Source organism: Synechococcus sp. H55.11, from assembly GCF_047462475.1.
In the GTDB taxonomy this organism is placed as follows: Bacteria; Cyanobacteriota; Cyanobacteriia; order Thermostichales; family Thermostichaceae; genus Thermostichus.
The window spans coordinates 1-11,951 of the sequence record NZ_JANSJI010000347.1 but is presented as its reverse complement, the minus strand read 5'-3'; the positions used below and the strand labels follow the sequence as shown (position 1 = coordinate 11,951).

At 59.5% G+C, this 11,951-nt stretch carries 10 protein-coding genes; 1 reads left to right on the top strand and 9 read right to left on the bottom strand.

The genetic code is table 11. The features are described 5' to 3' along the window. Window positions 1-1,971 (top strand): alpha-1,4-glucan--maltose-1-phosphate maltosyltransferase (locus NW853_RS13375; protein WP_414349270.1); only part of this gene is annotated, 1,971 nt, incomplete at its 5' end. Between the two features lie 19 nt (window positions 1,972-1,990). On the opposite strand, the gene NW853_RS13370 is transcribed toward NW853_RS13375, so the two are convergent. From NW853_RS13370 to trmFO, 9 genes are all read right to left on the bottom strand, one after another. Continuing rightward, entirely contained in the window at window positions 1,991-2,833 is an 843-nt protein-coding gene (locus tag NW853_RS13370) for a universal stress protein (RefSeq protein ID WP_414335360.1), read from the bottom strand. A 101-nt stretch (window positions 2,834-2,934) separates the two neighbouring features. After that, on the bottom strand, window positions 2,935-3,789 hold the full coding sequence (locus tag NW853_RS13365; protein WP_414349269.1) for a hypothetical protein: 855 nt from the start codon (window positions 3,787-3,789) through the stop codon (window positions 2,935-2,937). Window positions 3,790-3,868: 79 nt separating this feature from the next. Beyond that, a complete protein-coding gene (gene ispE, locus NW853_RS13360; protein WP_414349272.1) occupies window positions 3,869-4,786 on the bottom strand; it encodes a 4-(cytidine 5'-diphospho)-2-C-methyl-D-erythritol kinase in 918 nt (305 codons plus the stop codon). A 124-nt stretch (window positions 4,787-4,910) separates the two neighbouring features. Continuing rightward, entirely contained in the window at window positions 4,911-5,363 is a 453-nt protein-coding gene (locus NW853_RS13355; protein WP_414335364.1) for a hypothetical protein, read from the bottom strand. Window positions 5,364-5,420: 57 nt separating this feature from the next. After that, the gene (locus NW853_RS13350; protein ID WP_414349268.1) at window positions 5,421-7,436 is read right to left on the bottom strand and encodes an FHA domain-containing protein; all 2,016 of its coding nucleotides are present in this window, start codon (window positions 7,434-7,436) and stop codon (window positions 5,421-5,423) included. A 145-nt stretch (window positions 7,437-7,581) separates the two neighbouring features. After that, a complete protein-coding gene (locus NW853_RS13345; protein WP_414349267.1) occupies window positions 7,582-8,124 on the bottom strand; it encodes an FHA domain-containing protein in 543 nt (180 codons plus the stop codon). Window positions 8,125-8,487: 363 nt separating this feature from the next. After that, window positions 8,488-8,961: a hypothetical protein gene (locus NW853_RS13340; protein ID WP_414335370.1), complete on the bottom strand. Its 474-nt coding sequence runs from the start codon at window positions 8,959-8,961 to the stop codon at window positions 8,488-8,490. Between the two features lie 240 nt (window positions 8,962-9,201). Beyond that, window positions 9,202-10,413: an acetate kinase gene (locus NW853_RS13335; RefSeq protein WP_414335372.1), complete on the bottom strand. Its 1,212-nt coding sequence runs from the start codon at window positions 10,411-10,413 to the stop codon at window positions 9,202-9,204. Window positions 10,414-10,544: 131 nt separating this feature from the next. After that, on the bottom strand, window positions 10,545-11,912 hold the full coding sequence (gene trmFO / locus NW853_RS13330; protein ID WP_414335374.1) for an FADH(2)-oxidizing methylenetetrahydrofolate--tRNA-(uracil(54)-C(5))-methyltransferase TrmFO: 1,368 nt from the start codon (window positions 11,910-11,912) through the stop codon (window positions 10,545-10,547). Between the last annotated feature and the right edge of the window lie 39 nt (window positions 11,913-11,951).

The following is an 11,951-nucleotide window of genomic DNA, read 5'->3' as shown; positions in this document are numbered from 1 at the left end:
TTGAAAAGGGGCGAGGTTAACCCTATGTGGCCAGCGGAAGGTCGACAACGAGCCATCATCGAGGCGGTGACGCCGGAAATCGACGGTGGGCGCTACGCCATCAAGCGAACGGTGGGAGAGTACGTGGTGGTGGAGGCGGACATCTTCGCCGATGGCCACGACCAACTCTCGGCGGTGCTCAGTTTTCGCCAGGCCGGGGCAACAGACTGGGAGGAGCTCTTCATGGAGCCCATCGGCAACGACCGCTGGCGGGCCCAATTTCAGGTCACACAAATTGGCCAAGCCTTTTACCGCATCTTGGCCTGGGTGGATCCTTTCCAAACCTGGCAGCAGGATCTGCACAAGCGGGTGGCTGCCGAGCAGGATGTGGCGGTGGAGCTGTTGATCGGGGCGGAGCTAGTGGAGCGGGCCGCCCAGGCTCAAAGCGGGGATCTGGCGGCAAAGCTGCGCAACTACGCCCAAATGCTCCGCCAAGGCGGGGATCCGGCTATCGAGATCGCCCTTTCCCCAACCCTGGGATCCCTGATGCAGCTCTACGGCGAGCGCCGCTTCGTCACCGCCTACCCGGAGCGACGGGTTTGGGTGGATCCGGAGAAGGCCCGCTTCAGCACCTGGTACGAGCTGTTTCCCCGCTCCTGCGGCCCTGACGAGCACACCCACGGCACCTTCCAGGATGTGATCGCCCGCCTGCCGCTGCTTGCCGAGATGGGCTTCGATGTGCTCTACCTGCCCCCCATCCACCCCATCGGGCGCACCTTCCGCAAGGGCAAAAACAACTCTATGACGGCAGAGCCGGAGGATGTGGGCTCTCCCTGGGCCATTGGCGGGCCAGAAGGCGGGCACAAGGCCATCCATCCCCAACTGGGATCCCTGGAGGATTTTCATCGCTTGGTGGCGGAGGCCAAAAAACTCAACATCGATATCGCCCTGGACATCGCCTTCCAGTGCTCGCCGGATCACCCCTATGTGAAAGAGCACCCGGAATGGTTTAAAAAGCGGCCCGACGGCACCATTCAATATGCGGAGAACCCGCCCAAGAAATATCAAGACATCTACCCCCTCGACTTTGAGACGGAAAACTGGCAGGCCCTCTGGGAGGAGTTAAAAAGCGTTATCGAATACTGGATCGACCAGGGAGTCACCATCTTTCGGGTTGATAATCCCCACACCAAGGCTTTTGGCTTTTGGGAGTGGTGCATCGGCCAGATCAAGGCCAAGCACCCGCAGACAATCTTTTTGTCTGAAGCCTTCACCCGCCCCAAACTGATGAAATCTTTGGCCAAGCTGGGCTTCACCCAGTCTTACACCTATTTCACCTGGCGCAACGACAAGTGGGGCCTGACGGAGTACTTCACCGAGCTCACCCAAACCCCGATGCGGGAGTACTATCGCCCCAACCTCTGGCCCAACACGCCGGACATTCTGAACGAGTTCTTGCAAAAGGGGGGACGCCCGGCTTTTATGCTGCGCCTCATCCTGGCGGCCACGCTGGGGGCCAGCTACGGCATCTACGGCCCCGCTTTTGAACTCTGCGAAAACCGTCCCCTCCGCCCCGGCAGCGAAGAGTATCTGGACTCGGAAAAATACCAAATCCGTCACTGGGATCTGGACGCACCGGATAACTTGCGGCCTCTGATCGCGCAGGTGAACCGGATCCGACGGCAAAACCCGGCTTTGCAAAGCGACTGGAGCCTTGTGTTTCACCCCACCGACAACGAGGCCCTGATCTGCTATTCCAAGCGCACCTTTGATGGCAGCAACCGCATCTTGGTGGCGGTCAATTTGGATCCGTTTCACATTCAATCCGGCTGGGTCACCCTCAACCTGGGGGCTTTGGGTTTGGAACACTGGCAAACTTTCAAGGTGATCGACCTTTTGGATGGCCAGCAGTATTCCTGGCAGGGATCCACGAACTACATCAAGCTGGATCCCTGGACGATGCCAGCCCATATTTTTCTCGTCGAAAGCTGAACAAAGATCTAGCAGTCGGTCAATCTTTCTCTTGGGCCGAGCGCACCATCAGCACGGGGCAGCCGATGTGGACCCGCACATAGTCGGAGATGGAGCGCCCCAGCAGCCGATCCAAGTCGGGGATGCTGCGGGCAATGCTGGGCCGGCGATCTGGGGATCCCATCACCAGCAGGTCGGCCTTGCTCTCTTCCGCCAAGCGGACGATCTCGGTGCCGGGATCCCCGACCGCCGTAAACACCTGGTGGCCGATTTGGCGGCTTTTGAGGGTGGCAATGGCTTTGTCTATAACCTCGTCCCGGCCTTGGGCATCGGCATCCAGTTGTACCGAGGCCAGAAAAATCTGGGCCCCTGAGATGCCGGCAACCAGATCCAGGGCCGTGGCAAAGGCGACCTGGGCGGCAGGAGAGTTGTTGAGGGCCACCATGACATGGCTGGGGTACTTGACGTAGGCGTCGTCTTTGACCAGCAGCATGGGGCAGGAGGCGAGCTGGAAGACGTATTGGCTGACCGAGTTCTGCAAAATGGCCATGATGCGGTTGCGCCCGCGGGATCCCATCACGATCAGGGGATTGGGCAGGGACTCGGCCACCTGCAACACCACCACCTTGGGATCCCCTTCCACCAGTTGAGTGCTGATCTTCAACCCAGGCCGCGGGGGAAAAGTCTGCAGCGTCTGGGCCAACAGCTCCTGTCCCTTTTGCCAGGCAGCGCGCATGTCCTCAGCAGAGGTCTGGGAAGGCACCGCATGCAGCAGGGTTACATGGCACTGGGCAAAGGCCGGCAAAGATAGCAGCGTGTGCACCATTTGCTCGGTGGGGCCGCTGCCGTCGATGGCGGCAACGATGTTTTCAAAGCGAGGCATGGGATCCGTTCTCCAGGCCAAGGTTTGCCAAGTCTCATCCTAGATCTGCCTCTGCCGATCCCTGTTGCCGAGGTGGATATCCCGCAACATTTTGTTGAGTTTTAGTAACTTAGCCACACATAGCCGGTGAAGCCACCGCCGGCATTGGTGTTGCGGCCTGTCAAAAACTGAAACCCCCCTAGCCCCAGGGTCAGCCCCCCCTCTAGGCGCCAGTTGAGCTGGCCGGAAAGCTTGAGGTTGTTGTAGTCGGGATCCTGCACCGCCACATCCCCAAAGAGGAGCGGGGCGCCGTTGCCAAGGGTGAAGTCGCCATCCAAAGCCACAATGGCCTGCACCTCAGGGCTGAGATCCGTCCCAAAGGTCAAGTTGGCCTTGAGACGGTCGCCGGGGTAGCCCAGGTAGTCCCGAAAGGTCAGACAGGAGTCGAAAAAGGCGGGCAGGGATCCCAGCTTGCCTGAGGCGGCCAGGCCGGCGCTGAGGTCGTAGCCGAAAACCCCATAGCCCAAGGGCAGGGGGGTGTTCTGGGTGGCATATCCCGGCGGGATCAGGGCCGTCAACTGGGCCGAGAAAAAGGGATCCCCCTCTCCCCAGGTGTGGCGCAGGCCCAGCTCCAGATCCCGCAGGCCCTGGTTGCGCTGGGTAACGGTGTCAGCCCCGCTGGCAAAGCGATTTTCCAGGAAAACGTAGCTGGTGTTGAGGTTGAGGGTGAGGCGATCGCTGAGGCCGGTTTCGCCAAACAGGTTGAGGCGGGTCTCGCCATACTCGGAAAGGGCCTGCTGTAGGCGTCCCCCCTGGTCAAAGCGGGTGCGGGGTTGGTACACCTCGGGCTGGAGCGAGAGAAACGTCTTCCCTGCCCCGCGAGGGAAGCCGCAGCCGGCCCAGGCCGGCAGCTCCCACCCCACCAAGACAAGGCCCAGGCCCAGCAGCCAGCTTCTTGCCATTGCCAAAGGCTTCATCTAGGGATCCCTCTCGACGGCGCCGCCGAGGAGGATTGTACCTGCAGAGCTCCGTTTTGGGCCTTCGTCTCCATCCACCCTAGCTGGGGCTGAGGCTGCAGGGATCCGGCTCCAGCACAATTCCGGTGGGGGCAAACTGCGTAACCCAAAACTCCACATCCTGAAACTGGCGACGCAGGCTGTCGCGGGCTTGGGCGGCCAGCTCTAGGCTGGGCATGATCCCGAAGACCGTTGGCCCCGACCCCGACATCAGAGCTCCCAGTGCCCCTGCCGCCAGCAGCGATTGGCGCAATTCGCCCACAATCGCATACTCCGGCAAAACCACCTGTTCCAGGTCATTGCGCAAACTCCTGGCCAACGCCGGCAGATCCTGACGGCTGAGAGCCGCCAACACCTGCGGCAAGGTGGGCAGTGCAGGCCCCAAGCTCTCCTGACGAGAACGAAAGGCCTGATAAGCCCAGGCGGTAGAAACCCCCAGGTGCTTGGGTTTGGCCAAGAGCACCGGGATCCCTTCCCAATCGGCCAGCGGCTCCAAAACTTCCCCGCGTCCGGTGGCCAGTTGCGTTCCCCCTTGTACACAGAAGGGAATGTCGGATCCCAGGCGGGCTGCCAAGCTCTGCAACTCTCCCACCGTCAGGCCCAAGCCCCACAGTTGGTTCAACCCCACCAAAACTGCCGCCGCATCAGCCGAGCCGCCTGCCAAGCCTGCTGCCACCGGAATCTGCTTTTCGAGGCGAATCTCCACTCCCATAGTGGCCTGACACTCTTTTTGCAGCAGCTCAGCCGCTTGGTAGGCCAGGTTGCGGGCATCTGCCGGCACTTCTGGGCGATCGCAGGTGAGGTGGATCCCGTGGGGGCAGCACTGCAACTGGACACGATCTGCCAACTGAATGCTCTGCAGCACCATCGCCACCTCCGAATACCCATCCGGACGGGATCCGAGGATTTCCAGGTAGAGGTTGATCTTGGCGCGAGCCATCAGGGTACAGGCTTGCATGGGGCAAAACTCTGGGTTAGCAACAACTCTCAACTCCCCTCAGCCTGTACAGACCTGTTCAAAACCCAGGCTTATCCGGGGAGCTCTTCCAGCCCGATTCTAACGGCAATGGATCCCTCCAGCTCTAGTTGCCGGAGCGAGGCCATGGCCCCAGCCACTCTCCACCGCGAAAGCGCCAGCGGGGAAACAAAATCCGCATCACCACCCAAGCGCTGAGGTAAAGGCAAACCCAGACCACGCTGTAGTGGAGAATAAAATCCCCCAGGTCAAACCGTTGGCTTGGGATACGGGGAAGGCCCACCAGCCTCAGGACTGTGCCCAAGAAAAGCCCTTCCCAAATGCCGGCCAAAAGCTGCAGGATCCCAGGCCAATCGTGATCCCACATCCACCCCATCAAATAGTTGTACACGACATCCCAAACACAGCCAAACAGACCTACGTAGAACAGCACCCAAAAATAGATGAGGCTGCCGCCATGTCCAGTGAGACCAAAATAAAAGGGTAAAGTCGCTAAAACACCTACCGTAGCTAACAAAAAAATGCGGGTTTGCCAACGGCCAATGAGAGTTGGTGTCATTGTTTCCTCCAGTTTTGTTGGCCAAAATCGCTAGTTCGTTTGGCTTCAGTTCAAAGGCTAAGGGCTGAGGTTCAAGGCCCACTTGCACCACTGCCACAGGGATCGGATCCCTTCCAGACCTTTAACACCTGGCGCCCGCAGCCGAGCCAGGTGCTCCACCGAGCGATGGGCGCAGTACTGCAAGCCCAAAAACGTATCCACCGGCGCATAGGGCCCACCCAAGGTGATGATCCCGGCAGCATACATCCGCCCATCCCGGTTGCGCATCTCCACCAGCTCAAAATCGTTGGAAACATGTAGGCGTCCGTGGGGATTGAGGGGCAGATTGTAGCGGGTAATCAGGTCGTTGAGGAGAGGATGGGTCATGGGATCCGAAACCAAGCCCGTGCAATCGATAACGAAATCGGCTTCCACCTTCAATTGGGTGTTGTTGTGGGTACCTCGAATGTAGGTCACCGGCTTGCCCTTGTCGCCGAGAACCACCGATTCCACCTTGCCAAAGACAATCGAGTACCAGCCCTCCTGTAGCCCTTGCCGCACGATCCGCCGCCACTTGCGCCGGCTTGCCGTTGTGGTGCCGCCCCAGGCTTCCAGCAGTTCGCGCCGTTCCAGGGGAGTTGCTGCTTCCAATTTGGCGCGCAGAACCCCGCCCCAAGTGCCTTTGGGCCAGTTGAAAGGCTGAAACTCCCAATGGTTTTCCACCGCCCGTTTGGCCCGTCCGAAGCGATTGCCGCCTTTGGGCGCACGGCTCAGATGCACCACCGAGATGCGGGGGTTGACTTTGCGGGCTTGGTAGAGGCGCTCCATCACCTGGGAAGCGACGATCCCAAATCCGCGGATCAAGACCGTGCCGCCCTGTTTTTCCAATTGCTCATAAACGTGATCATGGGGCTCGTATCCATGTACTACAGATTTCAAATCTCCTGTTTGTTCCCGAAACTCTTGCAGGTCGTTGAGCAATTTGATAGCCGGATACCCAGTCGCCAAATGCAGGTACTTGGCCACCATAAAGCGGTGATCTGGGTGGCCGGGGCGCGTTGCCGAATAGGCCACCACATATCGCCCATCCTCCGTTTTGCGAATGGCGCGAATATGGCCGTAACAAAGCATTTGATCCCAGCCAATGCGAGCCGCTTCCCGATCCATCGAGGCGAATACATCCCCCGCCCGCGGCGTGTAAGTATCTGCCAGCAAAGGTTCACTAAACACCTGCCACAAAAAGCCAAATGCTTCCAACAATCGGCCAGAGAAAAAAGAGCGCCAAGCATCTCGCAAGGCATAGCCGGGCCAGCCCCAAATGTTGTCCGGGCAAGAATCGGAGCCGGAGCGAATTCGCTTCCAACGGGGGATCTGGCAGTTGGTCAACAGCCGTTCATACCGTTCGTAGGGTTTGCGGGCAATGCTGATGACGCGGATGTGTTCGGATCTGACCCCATAGATGCGCAGGGTATCCACCCAGACAAAGCTGCCCATACCGCCGCCCAACGCCAAATAGAGGGTCTCCTCCACGGGTAGGCCGGTGGCTTTGAGAGCGCTCAGGGCAATTTGCTCGGCTCGAAACAAGTCCGGTGGCGGAAAGTCTGAGCTGGCCCGCACCTCGGGGAGTTGCTCCGGGGCGAAAACCACCGTGGAAGCCGGGGGAACCTCAAATGCGGTGTCGGGTTGGGTGGCCGGGCGAATGAGGTCGGTGCGGGGCTCCAGCAAAAGGGTAGGGGTGCCGATCAACAGGGTGGCGTTGGGATCCCTCAGCAAACTGACGGTGATGCTGTAGGGGCCGAGCTCCACCACTTCCCCGCCCTGCAGCACCCGGCGTGCTTGTCGGATTTTTTCCCCATTGATGCGGCTGCCGTTGGCACTGCGATCCTCGTAGATGACCTGGCCACCCTCACCGAGATAGATAAGGGCGTGGTAACGGGAGATCTCCTGGCTGGCAAATACCGCTCTGGCCACTTCTTGCCCCTGCCATTCCTGTGGCAATTGGGCCAGCTCTCTGCCCAAGGCGAGAGGCAATGGAAAAATTGGCTCCTGCTGTTCTTCGGTGATGGGATCTTCCCAGCTCAGTTGAATTTGCATAGCTTTTGTTCACCTCTGTAAAGGTAAAAATGACTCAATCGAGAACAACACAGAACAACGTAACCTCACGAGTCACCTTGGACTTGGCTTGGGATCCCTTTTGCAACTGCTGGGATCCAGGAGAAAAATGGAACGGTTTGGTTCTCTAGGTAGGAGATTGCGAAGCCTTTTCAGCCTCTGGAGGAGGGATCACCAGCGAAGCACTCAAAACCAAATGTCCGCAATAGGGGCAATTTTGGCCCTGATATTCCGGGGGCAGGTAGTGAGGGTTTTCCAGGCGGCTGCACTTAACCTTAAGGGTGTCCAAAGTGCCACGGCTCAGGGACACCCCTTGATCTTTCCTGGCAGCCTCTATAGACTTCACGCCCAGCACAATACGCCCCAATTGGATTTGGCTATTGGCCTCAAGCGCAAGCTCTTCCTGAATGATTTTTCGGCCATTCACCCAAATGGGGTTGGGCTGCTTAGGCGGCAAACGATCCCGCGTCAAGTTGCGAATGTAAAACTTTAGAGTTTTGGGATCGAGATAAAGCCCGGCATGCATTCCTGAGACCGAGCGAGTTGGGTCGTTGAGCACCACATCGCAGCCGGGATCCCGCCCGATGGTGACCAGCTTGGCGAGGACGGGCGAAACCGTTTGAGATCGGCGCCGGTCGGCTTCGGCCCATTCCAAAGTTAGTTGATACACAATTTCATGCTCCATAACCCAAGGCCTCCGTTCCTCGTGATCGACTTCAGCTTATCGAAAGGTCAGCTCCGGAAAAACAGAAGATGTCTTTTTTGTCAAAATTGTTATTCTTTGAGTCAACTGAAACCTATCCCCCTGAACAGAGGTTCGTGCTGATTGAGATCACCGGAGTTGAGCTCTCCGAATCACATTCCTGCTGAAGACAGCGTCCAGACGCTCCGCGCTGCCGCAGGTGAGCGTGTCCAGCCCTTCTCCCATCAGGGGAGATTGGGATCTACAAGCTGTTGGTTGACTGCGTTTGGCAGTAGGCCCAAGTCTGCAAGCACAGAGGTCTGATCTTATCGACTCCACACCGTACCTTTTTCAAAGCACTCCACTAAATGTGAAACTGCCGCTGCCCAGCCGCTCCTGCCGATCGAACACACTGATGGTGAGCTGATGGGATCCCGTTTGAGTGAGGGTAAAGCGATTTTGGGTTAGGGTCAGCCCTGTCACGGTGCAGGTGGTGGCCCCCACGAAGCAGCCGGGCAATTGAGCAGCGTCGAAAGCCCCTAAAGTAACGAAATTGCCTAGGGGAGTGGTGACGGAAGCCAAAAAGGCGTTGGAACCCCGGATCCCAGCCGGAGCTTCCACCCGGAAGGACACCACAAAAGTTGGAGTTTGCCCCACCGAGACGGTGCGCGGGGAGAGATCGGTGATGGTGAGGGAGGGGGCCGGTATCGGCGGCGGCAAGGGTAGGGGATTGCTGCTGTCGGTTGTCCCCCCGCATCCTGCCAAAACGGCGCTCAGGAGCACCAGCAAGGGGATCCGTCTGTGTGTGTGTTGCGCAGGCTGCATCGTTTCCCATGACCTCAAATGAGTTTGGTTTTGAGTTTAGGGCATCCCTCACCCCCGGCCCCTCTCCCAGGGGGATGACCCTCACCCCCGGCCCCTCTCCCAGGGGGAGAGGGGAGCTGTAAAGATGGGGGCAGTGGAATTGGCCGGAAAAGGTTCGACTCCTAGCCCAGGGGTTATCTCGACCGAGCCGGTCATCGAAAAGGAGAAAATCGGGCCGAAAGAGACCTTAGAATCCTTTGCCTATTCTCCTTGCAAGAGTCTCTGGCAGGCTGTGGCCATGGCCCAGTCCTCTTGGGCTGAGATCACCAGAACCCGCACCGGAGCATCGGAAGTGCTGATATCGCAGTTGCGGGGCGATCCGGCATTTAAAACCGGGTCGATTTGGATCCCCAAAAAATTCAGATCTGCACAGGCTGCCGCCCGCACCGGCGCTGAGTTTTCCCCAATTCCTCCAGAGAACACCAGCGCGTCCAAGCGATCCAGGCTCATGAGCATGGCCCCAATTTGGCTGCGCAGCCGGTGAACAAACAGATCAAAAGCCAGCTCGGCGCGGGCATGGCCGGCTTCCATTGCCTCCAAGATGACCCGCATATCGCTGCTCAGGCCGGAAACGCCCTTCAGCCCTGATTCTCGGTTCAAGATCCGATCCAGTTCATCCACGCTCATGCCCTGGCGCAACTGATGGATGAGAATGCCCGGATCCACCGACCCCGACCGGGATCCCATCATCAAGCCCTCCAGAGGGGTATAGCCCATGGTGGTATCCACGCTTCTGCCTCCGCGAATGGCGGCCAACGAACAGCCGTTGCCCAGGTGACAGGTGATCAGCCGCAACTCTGCCAGAGGTCGGCCCAAGATCTCGGCAGCGCGGCGGGCGCAATGCTCGTGGTTAATGCCATGAAACCCGTAGCGGCGGATCCCTTGTTCAGCCCAGGCATAGGGGAGGGGGTAGAGAGCCGCTGCCGGAGGCATTTGTTGGTGAAAGGCCGTGTCGAAGACGGCCACCTGTGGGATCCCCGGCAGCAGTTGACCCAGCAGACGAATGCCGGCCAGCGCGGCAGGGTTGTGGGCCGGCGCCAAGGGGATCAATTGCTCGATCGTCCGTTCCACCTCCGGCGTAATCAAAGTGGGCTGCCGGTACAGGGATCCCCCATGCACCACCCGATGGCCAACGCCGTCGATCTCACCTGCCTCTGCCAGCAGGGATCCCTCCCCTTGCCAGAGGCTTTGAAACAGCGGGGCCAATTGGCCGATCCCCCCTTCGGGTGAAGCGGAGGGAAAAGGCTCCCACCCACCGCCTCGCCGGCGAGTTTGGATGAGGGCCTCCCCCGGCTTGTAGGTGAAATCCACCTGGGCTTGCCAGATGGGGGCGGCCTCCACCTTGCCCTCAACCGTCAGGAACAGAGAGGATTTGAGGCTGCTGGAACCGGCATTGATAACCAGAATATTCACAGCGTGTTTTCCACAAAGGACTCCGTCCCGCCAACGCAATCGGCCTCTGCAGGGCTTATCTGTGCAATTTCAACTTAACCCTCAATCTCGGCTTTGACTTCATGCAACCGTTGGAACTGCCCGCAGCTCCCTCAAGCACTTTGCGCTTGGCGCACCAGCCCGGTTGCCGTCAGAGCAGCCAAAGCCCGATCCCGGTAGCGGCCATAGCGCTCCTGCTTGTTGCGGAGCTTCCGCCCCTCCAGCTCTGGCAGCAGGCCAAAATTGGCCGGCATCGGCTGAAAATGCCTGGGATCGGCGCTGCTGATGAATTGAAACAGGGATCCCATCATCGTCTCAGGGGGCAGCGTGATCAAGGGCAGCCCCAAGGCCAGGCGGGCAGCGTTCTGTCCGGCCAGCCACCCTCCCGCCACAGCACAGGCATAGCCTTCGGTGCCCACCAACTGGCCGGCGGCAAACAGCGTCGGTCGGCGACGAAATTGCAAGGTTGGCCACAAAAGCTGGGGCGAATTCAAAAACGTATTGCGGTGCATCACCCCAAAGCGGACGAACTCCGCTTGTTCCAGGCCGGGGATGAGCCGAAAAACCCGCTGCTGTTCTCCCCATTTCAAGTTGGTTTGAAAACCCACCAGGTTCCACAATTGCCCTGCTTTGTCCTCTTGTCGCAACTGCACCACCGCGTGAGGACGGGATCCCGTGCGCGGATCCACCAAGCCCACCGGCTTCAAAGGGCCAAAACAGAGAGTCTCTTTGCCCCGGCGCGCCATTTCTTCAATCGGCAGGCAGCCCTCGAAAAACTTGCGCTCCTCCCGCTCAAAATCCTTGAGGGGCGCCTGCTCCGCCGTCACCAGCGCCTGCCAAAACCGTTCGTACTCCGCCTCCGTCATAGGGCAGTTGAGATAGGCTGCCTCCCCTTTGTCGTAGCGGGAAGCCTGAAACACCACCGCCCGGTTCAAGGAATCCCCGGCGACAATGGGGCTAGAAGCATCGAAAAAGCTCAGGTATTCCAGGCCCGTAAAGGCTTGCAGCGCCTTAGCCAGGGGATCGCTGGTCAGAGGGCCGGTACAGAGGACGGCAATGCCCTCCGGGATCTCCGTCACCTCCTCCCGGCGCAGAGTGATGCGGGGATGGTTTTGAATGGCTGCCGTGAGAGCCTGGCTGAAGCGGGCCCGATCCACCGCCAATGCCCCTCCTGCCGGCACGGCATGGCGATCCGCCGTCGCCATCACCAGGGATCCCAGTTGTCGCAGCTCTTCCTTGAGCAGCCCTGCCGCCCGATCGCTGGCCGCAGCCCCAAAGGAGTTGCTGCACACCAGCTCCCCCAACTGATCGGTGTGGTGGGCCGGGCTCTGGCGCACGGGGCGCATCTCCGAAAGGAGGACAGGCAACCCCAACTGGGCGATTTGCCAGGCGGCCTCTGTCCCCGCCAACCCCCCGCCCACCACATGAATGGGGGCAGAGGTTTCTGCCGGTGCAAGCGCTGGGCTGGCTGGATGGCTCATCGCAACCTCCGAGAAGACCCTCAACCTTAAACTTTAACG